The sequence below is a fragment of the Lacinutrix sp. Hel_I_90 genome (assembly GCF_000934685.1).
Taxonomy (GTDB): domain Bacteria; phylum Bacteroidota; class Bacteroidia; order Flavobacteriales; family Flavobacteriaceae; genus Lacinutrix.
In genome coordinates, this window is sequence record NZ_JYNQ01000001.1 from 3,401,191 (window position 1) to 3,425,044 (window position 23,854).

Consider the following 23,854-nt stretch of genomic DNA (forward strand, 5'->3'; position numbering starts at 1 on the left):
TATGATTAAGATTACTGAAACCGTTAAGCATTTATTGATTATTAATGTCATTTTATTTGTCGCCACTCTTATTGGTAGCAATGAATTCTTATATAAATGGTTAGCCTTATATTTCCCTGCTAACGATTTGTTTAAACCATGGCAGATTGTGTCTCATATGTTTATGCATGGTGGTTTTATGCATTTACTGTTTAATATGTTTGCGTTATGGATGTTTGGCTCTGCTGTTGAACAGAGTTTAGGTGCTAAACGCTTTATTGTTTTATATTTCGCGGCAGGTTTAGGCGCTGTTTTATTTCAGTTAGGATACCATTATTTTAATTATTCTTATTTACTTTCAGAGTTGCAAGCTTCAGGAATATCATTTGAACGTGTTATGGATATTATGAATACAGGTCAATGGAATTTTCAGACGACAACTTTACAAACAGAACAAATAAATAGCTTTTATCAAACATACAAGTCTTCAATGGTTGGAGCCTCGGGCTGTATTATGGGTGTTTTGGTAGCTTTTGGGATGCTTAATCCCAATGCTGAACTGATGCTCATTTTCTTGCCAATTCCTATTAAAGCGAAATATTTTATTCCAGGAATTATACTACTAGATGTGATATCGGCGTTAACAGGTCAGTCCTTTTTTAGTCCAAGTAATACCGCATATATGGCACACGTTGGGGGTGCATTTGTAGGCTTCATAATTATGTATTTTTGGAAAAATGATACATTTAATAAATACAGAATCGATTAATGAGTGACCTGATAGAAGATATTAAATACAAACTAGCAAGATTAAATATTCTTGAAAAACTAATCGTTATTAACGTTGGTCTCTTTCTTTTTAGTTTAGTTTTTAGGCGTATTGTTCCAACTGTTTTTAGTTATTTTGAACTGCCTCCCGATTTATTTGATGCGTTAATGCAACCTTGGTCAATTATTAGTTATGCCTTTTTGCACTATGGCTTTTGGCATCTACTATTTAACATGATTTGGTTGTATTACTGTTCGCGCATGATTTTAAATCTTTTTAAGCCTAAAACAGCGGTAAATATCTATTTTATAGGTGCTATTGCTGGCGGATTATTATTTCTGCTTTGCTATAACGTGTTTCCTTCATTCTTTTCACAAAGCTATGGTCCACTGGTTGGTGCTAGTGCCGCTGTTCGTGCGCTTTTTATATTTTTATGTGCTTATAATCCTCACAGTGAGATTAGGCTATTAAATTTTAACATCAAGCTTTGGTACATTGGAGCCGCTTTAGTCGTTTTTGATGTTATAGGAGTGTTCGGTTTAAATAGTGGTGGTAATCTTGCCCATTTAGGTGGAGCGCTATTAGGCTATGTTTATGCAAAACAACTCGCAAAGGGCAATGATATTGGTAAAGGTTTTGAGCGTTTTACAGCGGTGTTAGCCGGTTGGTTTAAAACTGGCAAAAAAGGCAATCTTAAAACAGTACATAAAAAGAAATCAAAAGTGGGTGGGTATACTCAGGGTGAGTTTAGTGGCTTAAATAAACAGAAGCAAATTGACGCCATTTTAGATAAAATTAGTAAAAGTGGCTACGATAGCCTAACTGCTGCCGAAAAAGAATTTTTGTTTAAAGTTGGTAAATAATATGAAGGGACTAACGTTTTTTGATAAAGTATTATTCTTCATTAACTCAATCGTTGCATTTGCATTATTGTTATCGTACCTGTTACCTTTTTTACCTCCAAAAACATTTTCGGCCTTATCTGTAATAGGCTTAGGCGCACCCTTTCTTATTGTTTTAAATGCTTTGTTTTTTGTGTATTGGTTGATAAAAATCAAAAAACAGTTGCTATTATCGCTATTGGTCTTAGTAATTGGTTATTTTTCTTTTGGATCCTTGTATAAGTTTTCGCAATCTAAAATGGTTGAAGATGAAAATAATATTTCAGTAATGAATTATAACGTGCGGTTGTTTAATTTGTATGAATGGATTTCAGAAAAAAACACCAGACAAAAACTTGTTGATTTTATAAAAGAAGAAGCACCAGACGTTTTGTCTATTCAAGAGTATCACAAACGTGAAATCATAGATTTATCACAATACCAATATAAATATGAAAAACTATTGGGTAAACAAAAAACGTATGGTCAAGCTATTTTTTCAAAATTTCCAATTGTACATTCTGGTTCAGTAGAATTTCCAAACACCTCAAATAACGCTATTTATGCTGATATCGTTAAAGGGAAAGATACCATTCGCATTTATAATATACATTTACAATCGTTGCATATTGATGCCGATATTGAAGATCTAGTTAAAGAGGACGGTGAGAAACTATTCGAGGGTGCAGGACAAACCTTTAAAACCCAGCAGTTTCAAGCCGAATTATTTTTACGGCACAAAAAGCAGTGTCCCTATAAAATGATTGTTTGTGGTGATTTTAATAATACAGCATTCTCTTATGTATACAAGGAAATAAAAAACGGTTTAAAAGACAGCTTTAAAGTGGCTGGTAATGGATTTGGAAGAACGTATAACTTTAAGTTTTTTCCAATGCGTATTGATTTTATATTGGCTGATAAAGCGTTTGCTATAAACGGTTTTAAAACCTACGATGTAGAGTATAGTGATCATTATCCTGTAATGGCTACTTTGAGTCTTCAGTAGGCAGTATATAGTAAATAGTCTTCAGTAGGAGTGTCTTCAATTATCTTTTATTTCAAGCTGCGTTGAAGAAATTCAGAAGTAATCCTATTTACTTTCACGTTATCGAGATTTTTTGTGAGCAAACCATCACATCATATAACAATCGGCACTATCTGCTATAATATGCATCACTAAACCCAAGCCTACCAGTCTGGTTTTCTTAGGAAATAAGAGCAACAAGTAAAGCACCATAGCATAGTAAGTGTGTAGTGGATGGTAATTAATACTGCAGCGATTGCTATCAAAAACAGGAGTAGCCAATAGGTGATCTAAATCTATTATTATTGCTAAAACCATTATAATATACGCCTTGACCCAATACGATTTAAAAAATAGAAGAGCTACAACAAGCGGTGCTAAAAAATGAATTCCATAGTGAATGCTGGACTGCAACATTAGTAGATTTTTTGAGATTCTAAATAGAATAGAGCATTTGGGCCTTCATTAAACAAGAGGTCTAAAATACTTAAGTTACTTATGTAACCGTGTTTGTTGCTAAACACTTGCGTGTAATTTTCAAAAGCGTGACGTTTTTCTTTTTTAGCGTCTACTAAACCTCTTAAATCGTTAATGTTTTGAGGTGCTTTATCAAAAGATTCTGTTTGACTAAAGGTTAAATATAATTGAAGACAATCACAAACAATGGCAAAGCATTTCATATTAAACTCCAAAAGCGTATCAAAGGTTTCAGTAAACAAGGGTTCTAATTCATCTGCATAGAACTCAAAAAAAGGAGAAGTTCTGTAAGCCGATTCTAAAGATTTCCAATGAATATCTTGCCAATTGTATTCATTAGCAATTTTAACTTCAGCATATTTCGCTCTGTTTTTTTGGGAATAAACAACAGGAACACTTAATTGTAACTTTCCATTAGCGCCATAAATATAGCAACGGTTTCTATACGTTTGTTTCTGGTAGTTGTCCTGGATTTCCAACACCACACCTTCTGCCTTTACTATAGCGACAAATGTCGCGATGCTAGGAAAGTATGTGGGATGGATTAAGAGGTTCATGTGAAGCTGCGTTTATGTCGAATTACAAAAACAAATAACTACTTGGTCACTTTTTTACGCTTTCTAAACCGATTAAAGGCTACTATTGCACCAATTAATAAGAGCACAGGTATTAAGTAAGAGACCGGTTTGCCATTACCATGAACGGTTGTAAATAATCTGTCCCAACGGATGCTTTTTGTCTTCCAGTCGTAACTAAACCAAATTAAAACAGGTTTTCCAACCACATGATCAAAAGGTACAAACCCCCAAAAGCGTGAGTCAATAGAGTTTTGTCTGTTGTCACCCATCATCCAATAATAATTTTGTTTAAAGGTGTAGTTGGTTACAACTTCACCATTAATTAAAATTTGATTGCCTCTAGAGGTTACATTATTACCTTCATATTCACTAATAACACGTTTGTAAAGCGGAAGGTTTTTTATGGTTAAATCAATACTTTTTCCAGATGCAGGAATGACTACAGGACCAAAATTATCAACACTAAAAGTATACTCAGAGTCTTGAGGAAATAAGTTGCTGTTGGGCGTTTTAGAGTTCACCTTTTCAACAGAAGATACAGCTGGATCTTTCGCTATTTGGGCGGCAAGTTCTTCAGTCATATTCGCATTATAGAACTTATCGACAATCTTTACTTTTAATTTATCGAAAATTCTTTGTGTCATTCCCCCAGTAACTCTTGTGGTTAAAGAATCTGAAGCCACAACATCTAAAGCAATATTATCTGTTTTTAAATACTCCTGAAATTTCTCATCATTCCAAAATTCAGATTTCACTTCAAAAACAGGAGTTTCTTGACTTTCAGTAATGCCATATTTATTAAAAAGGGTTTGAATATTAGCTTTAGTCTTTATCGTATGAAAAAACTGAAGCTTAGCACGATCTGGTAATTCATTTTTCTTTCCGTTTATATAGGCATACCCCTTTTTAATTTCAAGGGTGTCTCCAGGAGTTCCTATACAACGTTTAACCAGGTTGGTTTTCTTGTCTATAGGTTTGTAATAGTTTCGGTCTGGTGTAAAATCATTCATATCCAGCAAGGTATCTGCTGGTTGATTAAATACAACGATTTCATTACGGTCTATTTTCTCGAAGCCCGGAAAACGTAAATAAGGCAATTGTAACTTATTTTTCCACGAGGTTTTGCGTGCTTCAAAATCATCATTAAATAAATACGATTTACTTTTAGTCAAAGGAATGGAATCGTGAACCATTGGAAGAGCAACGGTTGTCATTGGGACTCTGGCACCATAATTTACTTTACTCACAAAAAGGAAGTCACCAATTAAAAGTGATTTTTCTAAAGAAGAAGACGGAATCACAAAAGGTTGAACAAAATAAGTATGCACAATAGTTGCAGCCACAATTGCAAATAAAATAGAACTTACCCAATCGCCTGCACTTGATCTTGGTTGCAAACTGCGGTCTTCTATATAAATGACATCTTTAGCAGCATAGTTTAAATAGAAATTATAAAATCCTAAAGTGATTATTGCTAAAAAGGTATCCAAATTAGTGTTTTTTCCAAAACTACGGGCCGTTTCTACCCAAACAACAGGAAACATAATTAGGTTTACAATCGGTAAAAAAAGTAAGATGGTCCACCACCATGGGCGTCTAATAATTTTCATTAGAATAACAGCATTGTAAACAGGAACAAAAGCTTCCCATGCTTGTCGGCCAGCCTTCACATATAATTTCCAAGTACCTAAGCCATGAATGACTTGTATTATCATGAAAAAAATTAACCATTGTGTACCATTCATAATCTCAATATTTTTAATTTCCTATAAGTGATTTCCTTTTAGCAAATGTTACAATTTTATTTTCGTTTAACCTATATTTAACACGTCTTTCATCGTGAAAACCCCTGTTTTGCCTAGAAGCCATTCTGCAGCGACTACGGCGCCTAAAGCAAAGCCTTGTCTGCTGTGTGCGGTATGCTTTATTTCTATTGTATCTACGTCACTTATATAGTCAATACTATGTGTGCCGGAAACATTTTCTATACGTTTTGCTGTAATAGGAATTGTCTTATCCTGTTTTTGATCTAATGCCCAATGGTCATAACGCTCATGATTTGCAATAATGTCTTGTGCTAACGAGATGGCAGTACCACTAGGAGCATCTAATTTTTGTGTATGATGAATTTCTTCTAAGGTCACGTGGTAATCCTTTAATGAAGCCATCATTTTTGCTAAATTTTTGTTGAGCTCAAAAAAAATGTTCACCCCTAAACTAAAATTTGAGGCATAAATAAAAGCGCCTTGCTTTTCTTGGCACAACAGAACCATGTCTTCATAATGGTCTAACCAACCGGTAGTACCTGAAATAACAGGAACGTTATGATTAAAACAATTTGAAATATTGTGCACAGCAGCATCAGGCACACTAAAATCAATAGCTACGTCTGCTTCCTTAATGCCTTCATTTATAGTTTCGGAGGTTTTTAAAACAATCGTATGCCCACGCTGTACGGCAATCGTTTCTATTGTTTTTCCCATTTTACCATAGCCTAGTAAAGCGATTTTCATATCCAATTTTATTTTCACTCCCTTATAGACGGGAATTTAGTTTTGTTTTTATTTCCTTAATCCCGAAGTATCGGGAGAAACCCCATTAATACATAGATATTAGATAATTAATTTAATCTATCTTAAAGTTTAAAGTCAGACCCAAACTACCCGTATTATCAAAGGCATCAATTTTATAATGTGGTTTTAAAGTGAGATCATCATCAATATTATACTGCAGTAAATGTGCATCTACATTAGCATCTATAATATTCAAAGCATACAATCCCACGGTGACTAAAAGTGATAATTCTTTATTTCTACGGAGCGATTTTTGGGCTTCCCGTAAACCATCATCTGTAAAACGCCCTTGAAATTCATCATCTTCAAAACCGGCCAATCGGCGTTTATAAGCTTCTCTAACGCGCTTGTAGTCTTTATTATTTGAGGTGTAAAAATAGATACTTGTTCCCAATGCTGCATAAACAATAGGAATTTTCCAATATTTTTTATTGTAAGCTTGACCTAAACCAGGTAAAACAGCAGAGTAGAAGGCTGCACGTGCTGGCGCCAAAGGATCTATGGGTTGCTTTACTAGAGTAGAATCGAACGCGATTTTTAGCTCTTTATTGGCACCTAATGTAGTATCTTTTTTTTTGTTTTTTTCGTTTTGTGCTTCGGTAGAAAAACCAAGACATAAAAAACAAAGGAGTGTTATAAGCGGTTTATTCAGCACCTTTGACTAACTTTTTTATACGATTAAAATCTTCTTCAGAATGGAAAGGAATCGTTATTTTACCTTTACCATTACTGGATACTTTAACGTCTATTTTATGCCCAAAGTATTCTGAAAATGCCGAGATCCCTTTTTTAACATATTTTGGCAATTCTTCGGCTTCAGTCTCTTTTTTAGGGACTTTAACTTCTTTTGTGGTGTTGTAGTTTTTTACTAAGGCTTCTGTTTCACGAACCGATAATTTATTAGATAAAATTTTCTCATAAATAGCCAACTGTATCGTTTGATCTTCAATATTAATAATCGCACGACCATGACCCATAGATAAAAAACCATCACGCATACCTGTTTGAATAATGGGATCCAACTTCAACAAACGTAAATAGTTTGCTATAGTAGACCGTTTTTTTCCAACGCGATCGCTCATTTGCTCTTGCGTTAGATTTATCTCGTCTATTAAACGTTGGTATGAAAGTGCAATTTCTATAGGATCTAAATCTTGGCGCTGAATATTTTCAACCAAAGCCATTTCCAAACTTTCTTGATCATTAGCGATTCTAATGTAAGCAGGAATGGTTTCGAGGCCTATTAAAGACGACGCGCGATAACGACGCTCACCAGAGACCAATTGGTATTTGTCAAATCCTAATTTTCTTACTGTTATAGGCTGGATTACACCAAGCTCTTTTATTGAAGAAGCTAGTTCGCGAAGTGATTCTTCATTAAAATTAGTACGTGGTTGAAACGGGTTCATGTCTATAGAATCCAATTCCAGTTCCACAATGTTACCTATTACTTTGTCTGCATTTTTATCCTGTACAGATTGTATGTCATTGCTTGGGTCTTTCAGCAAAGCCGAAAGCCCTCTGCCTAAAGCCTGTTTCTTTGTTGCCTTCGCCATGTTTAGGAGTTTTTATTAATTATTTCTTTTGCTAAACTCAAATAATTTGCGGCACCCTTACTTGCTGCATCATAGTTAATAATGGTTTCACCATAACTTGGCGCTTCACTTAACTTGACATTTCGTTGTATAATGGTATCGAAAACCATATCATTAAAGTGCTTTTGTACTTCTTCCACTACTTGATTGGAGAGACGCAAACGCGAGTCGTACATCGTGAGTAAAAGCCCTTCAATATCTAATGCACTGTTATGGATTTTTTGAACACTTTTAATCGTATTTAATAATTTACCTAAACCTTCTAATGCAAAATATTCGCACTGAATTGGAATAATTACTGAATCGGCGGCCGTTAAGGCATTAAGCGTTAACAAACCTAGAGAGGGTGCACAGTCTATTAAAATATAGTCGTAATCATCTTTTATAGATTCTATTGCTTTTTTAAGCATGTATTCACGTGCTTCTTTGTCAACCAATTCTATTTCAATAGCTACCAGGTCAATATGTGCTGGGATAATATCAAGGTTTGGTGTGTCTGTTTTTACAATAGCTTCTCTGGCTGTGTTTGCATGCTCAAAAAGTTGGTAGGTTCCAATCTCGACAGCTTCTACGTCAAGACCAATGCCAGAGGTGGAATTGGCTTGCGGATCGGCATCGATAAGTAATACTTTTTTCTCAAGTACACCTAATGATGCTGCTAAATTTATCGAGGTTGTTGTTTTTCCAACACCTCCTTTTTGATTGGCAATGGCTATAATTTTACCCATTAATTGATTTGGTTTTATTAGTAAAACTTCATATAAGAAGTCCAGCGTAAAAATACAATTATTTATGGGTTTTGAAAATGGAAGTTGTTAACAGTTGGTTAAACTAAATAAAGAATGGTATTATTATTGTATAAGTTCAACAGGTTAAGGTATTTATTTGGTATTTTTACCTGAAGCAAATTTTATAACGAACCAATGAGACAATTACTACCTATACTACTTTCGTTTTACATTTTATCTTGCGGGGTAAACCTGTCTGCACAGGAAATTATTGCAGAAACAGGAAGTTACGGAATCGATAGAAAGAATAAAATTATCGTTTGGCACGTGGCTAATTTAGATTCAATACTTTCTTTAAATAAAAAAGTGACCAGTCTAAAATTTAATGAAACCTTTACATTAAAAGACGCTTCTAAGAAACTTTCCTATACAGATGCGCACAGGGTAACAAATGACGAGAGTTATGTTTTATACATTACCAAAACACCCTTGGTTCACATAACTATTGATACTTCGGCAATAAATAGGAATGCAAAAATACCTGGTTACTTTACATTTTTTAGTGGCAGTGAGTATGTTGAAAGTACAATGGGGGTGAGACACCGTGGGAATTTATCTTTGACTTTTCCTAAGAAATCATTCGATTTGGAGTTTTGGACAGATACTATTGCTAAGCAAAAGAAAAATATAAAATTCAAAGGTATGCGATCTGATGATGATTGGATTCTTGATGGTATGTATAATGAGCCTTTACGCTTACGCTCTCATATTGCGACCAATATATGGTCTAAAATTCATAAACCTTATTATGCACAAAAAGAGCCTAAAGGAAAAAGTGGTTTCGAAGTAAAATATGTTGAAGTTTTTAAAAATAACGAATACTACGGCATTTATCAATTTTCGGAATCTATCGATAGAAAACAATTGCAGATAAAAAAGCATGAAGAAAATACGATTTACGGAGAGTTATATAAAGCAAATTCTTATGAGGGAGGTCCTGCTTTTATTAAAGCTCCAAGTAGTTTCAATAATCTTTTTCCGCATTGGAATGGCTGGTTAACACGATACCCTTTTATAGATTATAAATCGGATTGGGAAAATTTATCAAAGTTCGAGAATCTGGTAGTGAATGGTACAGATGAAGCGTTTTCTAAAAACATAGAAAATACAATTCACATTTCTAATACAATAGATTACTATCTTTTTGTAAACATGCTTAGAGCAACTGATAATTTAGGTAAAAATTATTATCTAGGAAAGTATGACAAAGGTGAACCCTATTTTTTTATCCCTTGGGATTTAGATGGTGTTTTAGGTATTATTCAAGATGGGAAGCGTGAGCGAACCACAAATAATATTTTAGGTAATGGTCTTTTTGAAAGATTAATAGAAATTAACCCGAACGGATATAAAGGAAAAGTTAAAGCCAGATGGGCGGCACTAAGAGCAAATGAGTTTAGTAATGAGGCGCTATTATCTAGGATTAATAAAATCTATACTGCATTTACAAAAGATAAAGTATATGAGCGAGAGCAATTGGTTTGGCAGAATAAGCTTAATGAGGTATCTAATGAAGCCCACTACGCGTATCTTACAAAATGGTTAGAAGACAGATTACTTTATCTGGATGCACACTTCAAGGCTTTATAATTAATGCTGTAGCGCTGTTTTTTTACAGTTATCATCGATAACGAATTCCTGCCTATTTTCTATAAGTAGTCCTTTGGTCCTGCCTGAAAACTTTTTAGTTCCATGCCGTATATCGGTCCTAATAATCCTGCCATTAAAATCAGTTGATATCGTTTCAACTGGTGTATGGCCAATGACGATTTTTTTTGCGTTATAATATTTTAAAACAGCATCAAGTTCGAAGGTCTTTATTTTGTCATAGGTATATCTGTCCATAACAAAGCCTCTATACCAAAAAGGACCTCTTGAGCTATACAGAAAATTAATCACCTTATCTTCAGGGTTTTTTAAACCACTAAATCGTAAACGCACAAGATTATTTATATCCTCCAGGCCTAGTTTGTAATCTAAAATATCAGGACTTAATCCGCCATGAACAAATATATAGTCACCAATTTTTTCAATAACATTTTTTGTCACCAACCATTTACCCAATTCAGTTTCTTTAGAATATAAATATTTAATAGCCTCTTTTTTATCTTTCAATTGGCTTATTTCTTGGGCTACCTTTATATATTTGTCTTGATTATATCTGTAATCTCCATGAAAATTAAGGATTTCATGATTTCCCAAGATAAAGTGTACCACTCCATTTTGTTTTTTTGCTTGCTGTTCCAATTTATAGATTAACCACAGTATTTGTGTGACGTTTTTGCCTCTATCCATAAAATCACCTACTAAAACTAAATGGCCATTGCCATAAATCCAATTGTGATTGATATCAATTATTTCATTGGAATACAAGAAGCCAGAGAAGGCCTCATAATTACCTTCTATATCAGATATGACAACCAGTTTTTCTGGTAAAGCATAAACCGTTTCTGGAATGGTATAATTTGATTTTAAATTTAAATAGAACGCATTATTATTGGTGCGAACAACTAGAGAATCATTTCTAAAAAGTGGGGATACCAAAAGTTTGTTTTCTGAATTTACACTATATAACAAGCTGTCACTAATTATATATGGTCCATCACTGCCGTCAAACATTATGGGCTTTATGTGTTTTTGCTTAGCCTTAGAGTAGTCAATATAAATAACACTATCTGTTTTCGATGTATTGTAAATTACAGGTTGTTGCGCAAAACTCTTCATCTGAGAACTAAACACAAAGCAAATAAGAGCATGTATAAAAATGAGATGGGTATGTTTTAAGAAATTACTTTTCATTGTTTTACAAAGCGTTATACTCTTTTGTTTTAGTCTTATGTCTAGGAAAAAAGTATGAAGTGTAGCCATTTTGTTATGGATTGAAATAAAGATTCCATTAGCGGGCACTAAAAGCTTTACTTTTTTGAGGTCATTTATTGTTCACTCCAATTAATTGTTTTAAGATACTTTATTTTTTTTAATAAATCAAAAAGGTCTTATTAAATATAAACGATCAGAAAGCGGACTTGTAAGTCTGTACTTTTTAAAACAAAATGGGATCGTATACTATTAAAATGGTTCTCTAAGTATGAAGTAGTAGCACTAATTTCCTTGGTGTTAGTTGGTGTTAATATCACTGATCTTTAATTTATCTGGTTTTGTTAGCCTGACTTTATAAAAGAAGTTTAGTATTAATACATATTTATTTATTCATTTTGAAAATCTTGTTAAGTCATCCTACTAAAAGAAAAAGGTAACTCAGCTGTTTAATTTAAAAGCATGTATCTTTCTGTTTAATATTTAAATTTCAAAAGTTTTGGCTCAAAAGTTGATGTATACAAAGAAAACCCAATGAATAATAAATTAACCGTATTAGTAACCGGAGCATCTGGAAGTGTAGGTTATGAGGTTGTAAAACAATTATGCCATATAAATAAATATCAGGTGGTAGCTTTTGATGTTAAAACAGCTAAGTCTAAAGCAATGTCTAAATTTTTTAATGACGAAAATTTTAAAATGATCTATGGCGATTTGACTCAAAATGATACACTAGGGCAGTTGCCTATTAAAATTGATTACGTTATTCATCTTGCTGCTATCATTCCACCATTAGCCAACGACAATCCTAAGTTAGCCTATCAAGTCAATGTAAATGGCACACAGCATTTAATTAATTATATTAAAACCCATTCACCAAAGGCATTTTTTATGTACAGCTCCTCCATTGCTGTTTATGGCGATAGAATAAAAGCCCCATACATTACTATAGAGGATCCCATAACTCCGAGTGAAGGTGATGATTATGCAAGAACTAAGGTTGAAGCAGAAAACCGGATTATGCGGTCTGGCTTAGAGTGGTGTGTTTTTAGATTAGCAGCAATTATGGGTGCGCATAAAATGTCTAAACTCATGTTTCATCAACCATTAAATACTGCTTTAGAAATTGCTACACCAAGAGATACCGCACGTGCTTTCGTGAATGCGCTTAATTATAAACCGCAACTTTTAAATGGCATTTTTAATTTAGGAGGCGGTGAAGCATGTAGAATGTTGTATTCAGAATTTTTAGAGCGCTCGTTCAACATTTATGGTTTAGGTACTTTGGATTTTCCAGATAGAACTTTTGCTGATAAGAATTTTCATTGTGGGTATTATAAGGATGGTGATGTTTTAGAGGATATTGTATATTTTAGACAAGATACTATTGAAGATTATTTTAGAAATGAAGCAAAAAAAGTTTCGAAGCTAAAAAAAGGAATCATAAAAATGTTTAAGACACCTATTAAAACGTATTTGTTAAAGCAATCTGAACCTTATAAAGCTTATAAGAATAAAGATACTGAGGCTATGCGCTATTATTTTTGAGGGAGGTGTCTTAGGTTTTTTAGTTTTAATGCTAAGCCTCTATGCGTTTAATTAGACGCTGTTTAATAAATTAATATTTAAAAAATAATAAATGAATTATTTAATTATTACATTTTTGACTGTAATACAGTCATTCTTTTCACCAAATCCAGAACTAACATTACAGTTTGATCAAATAGAAGCCTTGAAAGGAACTATAGAAATTGGGATATTTAATAAATCTGACCTTTTTTTAATAAAAGGAAAAGCGTTTAAAACCTATTCTATAAAAGTGACTAAAAAACGCGAAACAATTTCTATTAAAGATCTGCCAAAAGGAACTTATGCAATTTCAGCATATCATGATGTTAATGGTGATACGGTTTGTAATAAGAATTTTTTAGGGATTCCTAAAGAGCCTTATGCATTTTCTAATAATTTTAAACCAAAATTTTCTGCACCAAATTTTAGTGATTGTAGTTTTGTTTTTAATGAAAAAAATGAGAGTATAACCCTTTCCTTCATTCATTAATTCAGAAAGAGCGGATGCTATTTTAATGATGCTGTTGTTTTTTTAAAGTAAATTATTCTATAAGAATGTTTAGAATAGTAATCGCAGCTTCACTTATCTTAGTGCCTGGCCCAAACACAGCAACTGCGCCAGCATCAAATAAATATTGATAATCTTGTTTTGGTATGACACCACCAACGATAACCATGATATCTTCACGACCATATTTTTTTAGTTCTTCTATTACTTGAGGTACTAAAGTTTTATGTCCTGCAGCTAATGAGGACACCCCTAAAATATGCACATCGTTTTCTACGGCTTGTTTTGCAGCTTCTTTTGGTGTTTGAAATAATGGACCTATATCTACATCAAAACCAACATCTGCATAACCAGTAGCCACTACTTTAGCACCGCGATCATGACCATCTTGCCCCATTTTAGCAATCATAATACGTGGCCTTCGACCATCTTGTTCAGCAAATTGATCGGCTAGTTCTTTTGCTCTTGCAAAAGATTTATCGTCTTTAATTTCTTTACTATACACACCAGAAAATGTTTTTATTTGCGCTTTATAGCGACCATAGACAGCTTCTAAAGCGTCACTAATTTCACCTAAAGTGGCGCGCTCGCGAGCTGCTATCACCGCTAAATGTAGTAAATTATTATTTGCGGTTACCTTAGACCCTTTAGAATCTGACGATAGTCTTGCAGCTTCGGTTAAATGAGTTAAAGCTTGGTTAACTTTGGCTGTGTTTCTTTCTGCTTTAATTTTTTCTAAACCCTTAATTTGCTGTAAACGTACTGTTTGATTATCGACTTCTAAAGTTGAAATAGCATCCTCTTCAGCTAAAACATAATTGTTAACGCCAACAATAATATCCTGTCCTGAGTCAATGCGCGCCTGCTTTCTAGCAGCAGCTTCTTCAATTCTTAGTTTAGGAATACCTGCTTCAATGGCTTTAGTCATGCCGCCCAAGGCTTCCACTTCTTCAATTAAAGACCAGGCTTTTTCTGAAATATCATGGGTTAGTTTTTCAACATAATAACTTCCAGCCCAGGGATCTACGGTTTTGGTAATATGGGTTTCTTCTTGTAAAAATATTTGAGTGTTTCTGGCAATTCGCGCTGAAAAATCGGTAGGCAAGGCGATTGCTTCATCTAGTGCATTAGTATGTAAACTTTGTGTGCCACCAAAAGCAGCTGCGGCGGCTTCAATAGTCGTTCTCGCGACATTATTAAAAGGATCTTGCTCTGTGAGACTCCAACCGCTGGTTTGGCAATGCGTTCTTAGCGCTAGAGATTTTTGGTTTTTAGGATTGAATTGTTTCACCAGTTTTGCCCACAACATTCTGGCGGCTCTCATTTTAGCAATCTCCATAAAATGATTCATGCCAATGGCCCAAAAGAAAGATAGGCGCGGGGCAAAAGTATCAATATCCATACCAGCTGCTAGTCCTTTTCTTATGTATTCTAAGCCGTCGGCTAGGGTGTAAGCGAGTTCAATATCACAAGTAGCGCCTGCTTCTTGCATGTGATATCCTGAAATACTAATACTATTAAACTTAGGCATATGCGCACTCGTATATTCAAAAATATCTGAAATAATCTGCATCGAAGGCGTAGGTGGGTAAATGTACGTGTTACGCACCATAAACTCTTTTAATATATCATTTTGAATGGTTCCAGCCAAAGCTTCTGGTGGCACACCTTGTTCTTCTGCTGCCACAATATAAAAGGCCATAATTGGCAAGACAGCACCGTTCATAGTCATGGAAACCGACATTTTATCCAGTGGAATCTGGTCGAACAATACCTTCATGTCTTCAACACTGTCAATGGCTACCCCCGCTTTTCCAACGTCACCAACCACACGTTCATGATCACTATCATAACCACGATGTGTTGCTAAATCGAAAGCCACAGACAGACCTTTTTGTCCTGCTGCTAAGTTTCTGCGGTAAAAGGCATTGCTTTCTTCAGCCGTTGAGAAACCTGCATATTGACGAATAGTCCAAGGTCTTATTACATACATCGTGGAATAAGGTCCACGAAGATTTGGTGCTATTCCAGCAACAAAATCTAAATGTTTCAAATTTTTAATATCTGTTTTAGAATATTTCGATTTTACAGCGATGTCTTCTGCAGTAAGAAAGGAGTTGTCATTAGCTTTTGTCGTTGCGCTTCTGTCTTCTAATTTTATTTTAATATGTTGAAGGTCTTTTCTAGCCATTTTAAAATTGAGAATTGTTTATTTTGATTATATCATCGTCACATAAACTTATGAGAGAGAAACGTTTTTGATTATGTTTATTTCCCTTATTCATCTAAATAATAAACAATAAAATCATTGCCAACTGAATTAGAAATACTTAGAGAATCTGTGTTTTATCGAAAATTGAAAACGAATTAGTATTTAATCCAGCTTCAAGAAGTCTTACTTTTATGACTTCTATTTGATGCGATACTGGCATTAATTTATTGGTGATTATGTCCTGCGTGAGGATCTTGTTCTATTGAATTATCTGCCGGGAGAGTTGGTTTTGTTCCAGCATTGAAATCTACTTTTTCATCCCGTTTCGCTTCTTCAATGGGTTGTGGATTAGGATTTTTTAAATCTTCAAGTTTGCTGTCTAATAATTTAGCGTAAAAGAAATCGAACGCGACGTAGGCTTTTAAACTTCCATCGCCCTGCATTACTCTAGCACTACTACTTAAAGGCGCTAAAATTAAATTTGGACGTATGCTATTTGTAGATAAAAGCGCATTGATGGTTTGCTTTAAACTTGTGGTTTTTATATTATTAACCATACAGTCCGTTAAAGGATGTGAGTAGTTTAATGTTGTTTCCCCATTGTTTGTAGCCCATAAATCATTTTCTTCTTTTAATAGTTTAGCAATTTTTAAACTGTGCTCGCTGGCAATATCCTCTACTTTTAAACCACCACGCATAGAAACATTTATAAATGAAGAATAAGCCTTAGGACCAGATTTGGACCTCATGTCATAGGTATTAATAATATCATTTTCAAAAGAATAAATGGCTTCATTATATAAATCAACATTAGGAAAGTCACAAGCCAGAATCTTCGGGTTTTCGGCAAATTTATAATCTAATTTTTTTGTTTGGTCACAGCTTGATACTATAACTAAAAGTAACAGAGTGAAAAGTTTGAACGTTGTTTGTTTCATGGCTTTAATAGTGTTATTATGATTTTTATTTAAAAAGTCTATTGTTAAGTATTTATTCGGTTTTTAATCTGTTTTGTTCTATAGTTTCTGCTAATCTACGTTCTAAAATGGGTTGAATTAACGTTTTTCTACTATTCATTTTTAAAAAAGGATACAGTTGTAAATCGGCTTTCATCTTGTCATTCATATCAGGATGTTTATTGGTGCCTAATAATGTAATGTCTCCCGCATCAAAGGCCTCTTGTTCTTTTTTAGCGCTCTCTTTTATTTTTTTCTGAAGAGTTCCATCTTTTAACTGACTTAAAAAACCGCCACCGGTTTCAATGGTTTTGAATAACTCTAAAGCTTTTTCTGCAAGTTGAAGCGTTAGGCTCTCAATGTAATAAGCACCATCTGAAGCATTTTCCACGGCATCAAAATAGCTTTCATTTTTTAAAATTAGTAACTGATTTCTCGATATGCGCTCACCAAATTCATTGTCTTTATGATAAATAGAATCATAGGATAAATTACAAACGGTATTTGCGCCACCCAAAATCGCACTCATACATTCTGTAGTGGTGCGTAACATATTGGTATTGTAGTCGTATATTGTTTTATTGCGTTTGGTAGGCGTAGCAAAAATATGACAGTCTGATTGAACATTGTATTCATCAGCCAACGTTTTCCATAACACTCTTAGCGCACGGAGTTTAGCAATTTCGAAAAAATAATTGGTTCCAACGGAGACGTTAAAGGTTATTTGAGATTTTAACGCGCTTCCAAAATGATTTAAATATTCATTGGCATGTGCTAAACTATAGGCTAATTGCTGGACAATTGTTGCGCCTGCATTTTGGTACAAACTTAAATCGACACTTAGTGTATTATTGGGGGTCGCTATTATTTGTTCTAATTGCTCATGGTCCCACTTTAAACTATTAAACCAATTGCCAGATTTCGCAAGATTGCCGATACTGTCGTTTAAAATGTAGAGTCCTGCTTTTGAGGGGGTGAGTGCTAATGCTTTAACATAATCCGCATCTAAAAATTGCAATTCAAAATAGAGAGGCGTGGAAGAGGTGTCTATGTTTTCTAATAAAATTGAAGTAGCAATCTCTTTATTTGGAATAATAAACTTAATGCTTTCTGCACCTCGTTTAATAGCATCTACAGCTTTTTTATTTGAGCGTTTTTCATCAGCTACAAAAATAGATTGACTTATTTTCCAGGTGTTGGAGGGTACTTTTAAAAACGCTTGATTTTCAAAATCATCACGATGATAAAATGGCTTTACATTGATGTCTTCGGCAGTGTTCCAAATTAAGGTGTCGTTATAGTCCAAGCCTTTTAAATCAACTTGTATTTTTTGCTTCCAGGCTTTGGCTGAAACAGTATTAAAATCTGAAAATAGTTTTTTACTCATTGTCTTCTACTTTTAAACTGTCCTGATACTCTATAATATAAATGTCTTCGTTTTCACGTTTCATATAATATTCTTCACGCGCGAATTTTTCTAGACCTTCCTCTTTTTTTAATTCGTTTATAATTTTATTGTCTTTTTTAATCTCTTTTCTATAGTAGTCTTTCTCGTCTTCTAATGTTTCAATTTCACGATTTAACTCGTTGTGAATTAGCAACGAATTACTGTCAAAAAAAAGCATCCATATCGAAAAAACGATAATAATAATGACGAATATGTTTTTAAAATAGGAAAGCATTAACTCAATCTATCATTAATAATAGTTCTTACTATATCAACAGCAACAGTATTGTATTTATTGTTTGGTATAATTAAATCTGCATATTCTTTCATAGGCTCAATAAATTGTTGATGCATAGGTTTTAAGGTCGTTTGATAGCGTGTTAGAACTTCGTTAATATCTCTGCCACGTTCAGCAATATCACGCTTAACACGGCGTATAAGTCGCTCATCACTATCGGCGTGCACAAATATTTTTATATCAAACATATCTCTAATTTTCGGTTTACTTAAAATTAAAATACCTTCAACAATCATGACTCTTTTTGGCTGGGTTAAAACAGTGTCTTTGGTTCTGTTATGTTCTACAAACGAATAGACCGGTTGTTCTATGCTTTCACCATTTCTAAGCGCGGTTAAATGTTTGCGCAGCAGTTTAAAATCTATAGAACGCGGATGGTCAAAATTAATTTTAACGCGGTCATCGTAGCTCAAAGCTGACGTGTCTTTATAATAAGAATCTTGAGAGATGATACCAACTTCGCCATCTGGTAATTCATTCATTATTTGCTCTACAACAGTTGTTTTTCCACAACCAGTACCGCCTGCAATTCCTATTATTAACATGTATGATTTATTAAATTTTACCGAACAAATTTAGGAATTTGAAACAAAATATTACCGTTCCACCTTTGAAACTTCTTCGGCAGTTATTAACCTTGTGTTTTTATTGCCCCAACTATTTGTAATGTAGTTCATTACGTTTGCGATTTCTTCATCTGTTAAGCCTTGGGCTGTCATGTTTCCATTATATGTTTTTCCGTTGACAACAATTTCACCACTTAAACCGTATTTTAATGCGCTAATACTTGCTTCTCTCTTAGTCTTTAAATAATCTGATTGTGCTAAAGGCGGAAAAGTATTTGGGACACCTTCGCCGTTTGGCAGATGACATTGTATACAAAAATCATCATAAACCTGTTTGCCCTTAGAAAACTCCTGAGCTGCTGGAACAGTGTTTTGAGCCATTTTCTTATCAGAAAATTGACAGGAAAGCATAATAAAAATGGTAATTAGTGTAAAACTAAAGTACTTCATAATTACGAACGGATTAATTTAACAATGCCTAAATTTTCTACACCCACGTAAATAAAACCATCTGGACCTTGCTCGATAGAACGTACCCTACCAATGCCATCCAGTAATCGTTCTTCTTTGATTACCTTATTGCCTTTAAGCGTACAGCGATCTAAATAACTAAATTTTAAAGAGCCCACAAGAAGGCTGCCCTTCCAATCGCCATATTTATTAGAAGAAATAAAGGCCATACCACTTGGCGCTATAGAAGGATCCCAAAAATGCAAAGGTTGTTCCATTCCTTCTTTTTTTGTTTTATCTGTTATGCTTGTTCCACTATAATTCTTACCATAGGTGATAACTGGCCAGCCATAATTTGCTCCTTTCTTAATAATATTAATCTCGTCACCCCCTTTTGGACCATGCTCATGTGTCCAGATGGCTTTAGTTTCAGGATGTAGTTCCATGCCTTGCGGATTGCGGTGTCCGTAGGAATAAATAGCAGTTTTTGCATTTTCAATCTCAACAAATGGATTGTCTTCTGGCACACCACCATTATCATGCAATCTGTAGACTTTACCACCATCTCTTGTAAGGTCTTGCGGATTGACCTCGCGCTCACCACGCTCACCAATAGTAAAAAACAAATAACCACTTGTATCAAAAACAATACGTGAGCCAAAATGTTGCCCTTTGGTGGTATTGGGTTCTGCCTTATAAAGTAATTGTTTTTCTACTAGGCTATCCCCTTTTATTTTTGCCCGCATAACGGCGGTGTTTCCACCTTCGTCTTCTCCTTTTGGTGAAGCATAAGAAATATAAATCCAACCATTAGTTTTATAATCTGGATGCAAGGCAATGTCTAACAGTCCACCTTGCCCACGCGCATAAATTTCTGGAAGACCTTTTAGCTCTGTTTTTACTTGGTCTTTAAAATGAATTAATTTGCCTTCCTTTTCATTAATAAGCATACTATTGTCAGGAAGAAAAGTAAATGCCCACGGATTTGTTAATTCAGGAACAACAATGTCGTAACTATTTTGAGTGTTTACTGGATTTTTATCCTGAGCACAGGTATTAAGACAGATAAAAAATACAGCAAGGGAAAGGGTTTTAAGAGCTCTAATCATGATTAAAAAAATGTTTTTTACAATTTACAATAAAATTGGTTTGATTTTTAAATAATAGTGTATATTTGCCACTCTAAAATTTCAGGGTTTTCTTGTTGTTTTAGTGTAAGATAATCACATTCGGGGTGTAGCGTAGCCCGGTTATCGCGCCGCGTTTGGGACGCGGAGGTCGCAGGTTCGAATCCTGCCACCCCGACAAATTATAGTATCAATCTATAACAAAAACCTGTTAATCGTATGATTTTCAGGTTTTTCTGTTTTTAAGAATATCATAAGAATTGATATGTTTTGATTAAAAATGTCAACAAATCGGATAACAAATTAAAATTTCAAAAAGTGTTGACCAGATTTATGACCAACGGTCTGCTAATCAATAAATAAATGTATCTTTATAAGTGATTTGACTTTCGTCTGATAACAACGAATTATTGTTAACTAAAAGACGAAATAATGAAAACATCTACCACCTTCAGTATTTTGTTCTGGGCGGACTTCTCCAGGGCAAAAAATGACCAAGCATCTATTTACGCAAGAATTACGGTAAATGGCAAGCGAGCTACCATCAGTCTAAAACGAAAAGTTTTAGTGTCTGATTGGGATGTCCATAAAAACAGAGCTCGGGGAACAAATCAGAAATCAAGAATTCTAAACAGTTATTTAGATGAAACTTACAATCATCTGTTTAAATGTTATCGCGATTTAATGAATGAGCATAAATTGATTACCGCACAGGTCGTTAAGGCTCGATATTTCGGTAATGACGAAAATAATCGTTCCATTACAGATATTATCAATTACCATAATGAAGATATGGTAAACAAATTAAAGTGGGGAACACAAAAAAATTATTACACTACACAGAGTTATATCTCCAAATTTTTATCGAAATCCTATAAGACCACAGACCTTTATTTACGGGAACTTGATTATCACTTTATCATAAAGTTTGAGAAATATCTCCGGGACTACATACCAGAAGACCATCAAAAGCCAATGGGCAACAATACCGTAATGAAGCATATCGAGCGTTTTAGAAAGATGATAAATTTATCGTTTAAATTGGGTTGGATTCAACGCGACCCATTTATCAATTTCAAATCTAAATTCATTAAAAACGAAAGAGGCTTTTTAAGTCTCGAAGAGCTTCAAGAGATAGAAAATAAACAATTTAGCATTCCAAGATTGGAATTGGTAAAGGATTTGTTTGTTTTTAGTTGCTATACCAGTTTAAGTTATATCGATGTCATCCATTTAACTGCGGATAATATCTGTATTGGCATCGATGGCGAACTTTGGATTTATTACAAACGGGAAAAGACGACAAAGCCCATACGAATACCTTTGTTGCCAAAGGCGATGCAAATTGTTGAAAAATACAAGAGCAACCGTAAATCAATATCACAAGGAAGTATATTTCCTAAAATCTCAAATCAAAAACTAAATTCTTATTTAAAGGAAATTGCTGATGTTTGTGGTATTAAAAAGAACCTTACTTTCCACATTGCCCGACATACATTTGCTACAACGGTTACATTAAGTAATGGTATGCCCATTGAGACGGTTTCAAAATTGTTGGGTCACTCCCGAATATCTACAACCCAAATTTATGCTAAAGTCATTGAACGTAAAGTAAGTGATGATATGCAAAAATTAAGGGCTCAATTCAATGAGATAGAAAATGAATCTATCTCTAAAGTGGTTTCTCAAAATTCATAATTCCAGTTAATTAAAAATACAATGGAACTATCTATAATAAAAAATAAAATCCATAATATTCAAGGAAACAAAGTTATTCTTGATTTTGACCTTGCTGAACTCTATGAAGTAGAAACTAGAGTACTAAAACAAGCGGTTAGACGTAATCTTAAACGTTTCCCCGATGATTTTATGTTTCAGCTTTCAAAAGATGAGTGGAAAGAGGTTATCACAAATTGTGACAACCTTCCAGAGAACATTAAATTTAGTCCTGCCACTCCGTTTGCCTTTACCGAACAGGGCGTGGCAATGCTTTCTAGCGTACTTAACAGCGACAAGGCCATTGACGTAAATATATCTATTATGCGTGCATTTGTAGCGTTACGGCAGCATCTTACAGATTATAGCAACCTTAAAGAACATATAGCCCAACTTGAAAAAGAAATGAATATCAAATTTAAGGACATTCATCAGGCTTTGAATTATTTACTGCAAAAGGACAAGGTACAGATTGAACAGCATAACAGGGAACGAATTGGTTTTAAAACGGATAGGAAAGATTAGTAACTTTTCTTTGCTTATCAGAATAGACAATTTTTATGAATATATTGCTTTTATTAATTCGGTTCAATATGAATTAGTATGTGTCCTAAATTCGGTATTTCTTTTTGTAAATGGTCTTTTAACTTATGAGCAATGTCGTGACCAGATTTTACCGAAATTTCATTATTCACAATTGCGTGTAAATCCACGTGGAATTTCATTCCGGATTTTCTAATAAAACATTTCTCTGTTCCTAAAACACCTTGAACTTCTGTTGATTTTTCTCTAATTTCAATTATCAGTTCGTCATAAAGTTGTTCGTCCATAACTTCTCCTAAAGCTGGACGTAATATTAAATAACTATTATATAAAATGAATCCAGAAGCGAATAAGGCAGCCCAATCATCTGCTGTTTCATAACCTTTTCCATATATGATTGCTATCGAAATACCGATAAAGGCCATTACCGAAGTTATGGCATCACTTCTATGATGCCAAGCATCTGCTTTTAATGATGAACTATTTGTTTGTTTACTTTTTTTAATTACAATTTGAAATGAGATTTCTTTCCAAGCTATTATTAGACCTAGCACAATCAAAGTCCAAGATTTCGGGATTTTATGAGGTGTTTGAATGTTTTGAATACTTTCATAGGCGATTATTGTGGCAGAAACAACAAGGAATGTAACAACTCCAAAGGTAATTAATGGCTCAATTTTGCCGTGTCCATAGGGATGATTTTCGTCCGCTGGTCGTTTTGCATATTTAAAACCTAATAAAACTAAAAATGAAGCAAAAATATCCGTTGTCGATTCAATCGCATCTGCAATTAAAGCATAAGAATTTCCAAAAAATCCCGCAAGTCCTTTAATTAAGGCTAAAGCAGTATTCCCAATTATGCTGAAATAAGTTGTTCGTATTGCGGTTTGTTCGTTATTCATTCTAATTTTAGTTGTCAATAAATTTGTTATATTTATAACAAAGATACTTTTTTAATCACAAAAAAAAGAGGTGATAAAC

At 34.0% G+C, this 23,854-nt stretch carries 24 protein-coding genes and 1 tRNA gene; 9 read left to right on the forward strand and 16 right to left on the reverse strand.

What is annotated here, in order from left to right:
• The first annotated feature begins 1 nt into the window (after nt 1).
• Genes GQ46_RS15110 through GQ46_RS15120 form a run of 3 tightly spaced genes read left to right on the forward strand, consistent with a single transcriptional unit; the run spans nt 2 to nt 2,635 of the window.
• Nucleotides 2–748: a rhomboid family intramembrane serine protease gene (locus tag GQ46_RS15110; protein ID WP_044403586.1), complete on the forward strand. Its 747-nt coding sequence runs from the start codon at nt 2–4 to the stop codon at nt 746–748.
• A complete protein-coding gene (locus tag GQ46_RS15115) occupies nt 748–1,611 on the forward strand; it encodes a rhomboid family intramembrane serine protease (protein WP_044403588.1) in 864 nt (287 codons plus the stop codon). The genes GQ46_RS15110 and GQ46_RS15115 overlap by 1 nt, the downstream gene beginning before the upstream one ends.
• Nucleotide 1,612: 1 nt before the next feature.
• Complete coding sequence (locus GQ46_RS15120) at nt 1,613–2,635, forward strand: endonuclease/exonuclease/phosphatase family protein (protein ID WP_044403591.1); 1,023 nt, start codon at nt 1,613–1,615, stop codon at nt 2,633–2,635.
• Between the two features lie 126 nt (nt 2,636–2,761).
• On the opposite strand, the gene GQ46_RS15125 is transcribed toward GQ46_RS15120, so the two are convergent.
• The 7 genes from GQ46_RS15125 to GQ46_RS15155 form a co-directional block, all read right to left on the reverse strand.
• The gene (locus GQ46_RS15125; RefSeq protein WP_044403593.1) at nt 2,762–3,070 is read right to left on the reverse strand and encodes a DUF6122 family protein; all 309 of its coding nucleotides are present in this window, start codon (nt 3,068–3,070) and stop codon (nt 2,762–2,764) included.
• Nucleotides 3,070–3,687 (reverse strand): WbqC family protein, encoded by a 618-nt coding sequence (locus tag GQ46_RS15130; protein WP_044403595.1) that lies wholly within the window; start codon nt 3,685–3,687, stop codon nt 3,070–3,072. Before GQ46_RS15130 ends, GQ46_RS15125 begins: the two co-directional genes overlap by 1 nt.
• A 38-nt stretch (nt 3,688–3,725) precedes the next feature.
• Nucleotides 3,726–5,453, reverse strand: a complete 1,728-nt coding sequence (lepB, locus tag GQ46_RS15135; RefSeq protein WP_044403597.1) for a signal peptidase I — start codon at nt 5,451–5,453, stop codon at nt 3,726–3,728.
• A 66-nt stretch (nt 5,454–5,519) separates the two neighbouring features.
• Nucleotides 5,520–6,221: a 4-hydroxy-tetrahydrodipicolinate reductase gene (dapB, locus tag GQ46_RS15140; protein WP_044403600.1), complete on the reverse strand. Its 702-nt coding sequence runs from the start codon at nt 6,219–6,221 to the stop codon at nt 5,520–5,522.
• A 112-nt stretch (nt 6,222–6,333) separates the two neighbouring features.
• A complete protein-coding gene (locus GQ46_RS15145; protein WP_044403602.1) occupies nt 6,334–6,936 on the reverse strand; it encodes a DUF5683 domain-containing protein in 603 nt (200 codons plus the stop codon).
• Nucleotides 6,926–7,837, reverse strand: a complete 912-nt coding sequence (locus GQ46_RS15150; protein WP_044403604.1) for a ParB/RepB/Spo0J family partition protein — start codon at nt 7,835–7,837, stop codon at nt 6,926–6,928. The genes GQ46_RS15145 and GQ46_RS15150 overlap by 11 nt, the downstream gene beginning before the upstream one ends.
• Nucleotides 7,838–7,839: 2 nt before the next feature.
• A complete protein-coding gene (locus GQ46_RS15155; RefSeq protein WP_044403605.1) occupies nt 7,840–8,604 on the reverse strand; it encodes a ParA family protein in 765 nt (254 codons plus the stop codon).
• 195 nt (nt 8,605–8,799) lie between these two features.
• Here GQ46_RS15155 and GQ46_RS15160 point away from each other — a divergent pair, with 195 nt between their 5' ends.
• On the forward strand, nt 8,800–10,254 hold the full coding sequence (locus GQ46_RS15160) for a CotH kinase family protein (protein WP_044403607.1): 1,455 nt from the start codon (nt 8,800–8,802) through the stop codon (nt 10,252–10,254).
• Here GQ46_RS15160 and GQ46_RS15165 read toward each other — a convergent pair whose 3' ends face one another.
• A complete protein-coding gene (locus GQ46_RS15165) occupies nt 10,255–11,463 on the reverse strand; it encodes a metallophosphoesterase (RefSeq protein WP_044403609.1) in 1,209 nt (402 codons plus the stop codon). It abuts the gene before it with no gap.
• Between the two features lie 552 nt (nt 11,464–12,015).
• Between GQ46_RS15165 and GQ46_RS15170 the strand changes: the two genes are divergently transcribed.
• The gene (locus GQ46_RS15170) at nt 12,016–13,029 is read left to right on the forward strand and encodes an NAD(P)-dependent oxidoreductase (RefSeq protein ID WP_044403611.1); all 1,014 of its coding nucleotides are present in this window, start codon (nt 12,016–12,018) and stop codon (nt 13,027–13,029) included.
• A gap of 91 nt (nt 13,030–13,120) precedes the next feature.
• Entirely contained in the window at nt 13,121–13,540 is a 420-nt protein-coding gene (locus GQ46_RS17265; RefSeq protein ID WP_052503502.1) for a DUF2141 domain-containing protein, read from the forward strand.
• Between the two features lie 52 nt (nt 13,541–13,592).
• On the opposite strand, the gene scpA is transcribed toward GQ46_RS17265, so the two are convergent.
• The 7 genes from scpA to GQ46_RS15210 all read right to left on the reverse strand — a co-directional run bounded on the left by scpA (nt 13,593) and on the right by GQ46_RS15210 (nt 20,596).
• Nucleotides 13,593–15,749 carry a methylmalonyl-CoA mutase gene (scpA, locus tag GQ46_RS15180; RefSeq protein ID WP_044403612.1) on the reverse strand — a complete coding sequence of 719 codons (2,157 nt, stop codon included), beginning with the start codon at nt 15,747–15,749 and terminating at the stop codon, nt 13,593–13,595.
• Nucleotides 15,750–15,994: 245 nt separating this feature from the next.
• The gene (locus GQ46_RS15185; protein ID WP_044403614.1) at nt 15,995–16,708 is read right to left on the reverse strand and encodes a hypothetical protein; all 714 of its coding nucleotides are present in this window, start codon (nt 16,706–16,708) and stop codon (nt 15,995–15,997) included.
• 52 nt (nt 16,709–16,760) lie between these two features.
• Nucleotides 16,761–18,113: a methylmalonyl-CoA mutase subunit beta gene (locus GQ46_RS15190; RefSeq protein WP_044403616.1), complete on the reverse strand. Its 1,353-nt coding sequence runs from the start codon at nt 18,111–18,113 to the stop codon at nt 16,761–16,763.
• Nucleotides 18,106–18,408: a septum formation initiator family protein gene (locus tag GQ46_RS15195; RefSeq protein ID WP_044403618.1), complete on the reverse strand. Its 303-nt coding sequence runs from the start codon at nt 18,406–18,408 to the stop codon at nt 18,106–18,108. Before GQ46_RS15195 ends, GQ46_RS15190 begins: the two co-directional genes overlap by 8 nt.
• On the reverse strand, nt 18,408–19,016 hold the full coding sequence (udk, locus tag GQ46_RS15200; RefSeq protein ID WP_044403620.1) for a uridine kinase: 609 nt from the start codon (nt 19,014–19,016) through the stop codon (nt 18,408–18,410). The genes GQ46_RS15195 and udk overlap by 1 nt, the downstream gene beginning before the upstream one ends.
• Nucleotides 19,017–19,067: 51 nt before the next feature.
• Nucleotides 19,068–19,487 carry a c-type cytochrome gene (locus GQ46_RS15205; RefSeq protein ID WP_156133251.1) on the reverse strand — a complete coding sequence of 140 codons (420 nt, stop codon included), beginning with the start codon at nt 19,485–19,487 and terminating at the stop codon, nt 19,068–19,070.
• Nucleotides 19,488–19,489: 2 nt separating this feature from the next.
• Entirely contained in the window at nt 19,490–20,596 is a 1,107-nt protein-coding gene (locus GQ46_RS15210) for a PQQ-dependent sugar dehydrogenase (RefSeq protein ID WP_044403622.1), read from the reverse strand.
• Nucleotides 20,597–20,717: 121 nt separating this feature from the next.
• Between GQ46_RS15210 and GQ46_RS15215 the strand changes: the two genes are divergently transcribed.
• The 3 genes from GQ46_RS15215 to GQ46_RS15225 all read left to right on the forward strand — a co-directional run bounded on the left by GQ46_RS15215 (nt 20,718) and on the right by GQ46_RS15225 (nt 22,855).
• Nucleotides 20,718–20,792, forward strand: a tRNA-Pro gene (locus GQ46_RS15215).
• Between the two features lie 254 nt (nt 20,793–21,046).
• Entirely contained in the window at nt 21,047–22,312 is a 1,266-nt protein-coding gene (locus GQ46_RS15220; RefSeq protein WP_025743357.1) for a site-specific integrase, read from the forward strand.
• Nucleotides 22,313–22,333: 21 nt separating this feature from the next.
• Nucleotides 22,334–22,855, forward strand: a complete 522-nt coding sequence (locus GQ46_RS15225; protein ID WP_025743358.1) for an ORF6N domain-containing protein — start codon at nt 22,334–22,336, stop codon at nt 22,853–22,855.
• A 53-nt stretch (nt 22,856–22,908) separates the two neighbouring features.
• Here GQ46_RS15225 and GQ46_RS15230 read toward each other — a convergent pair whose 3' ends face one another.
• Entirely contained in the window at nt 22,909–23,775 is an 867-nt protein-coding gene (locus GQ46_RS15230; RefSeq protein WP_025743359.1) for a cation diffusion facilitator family transporter, read from the reverse strand.
• Nucleotides 23,776–23,854 lie beyond the last annotated feature (79 nt).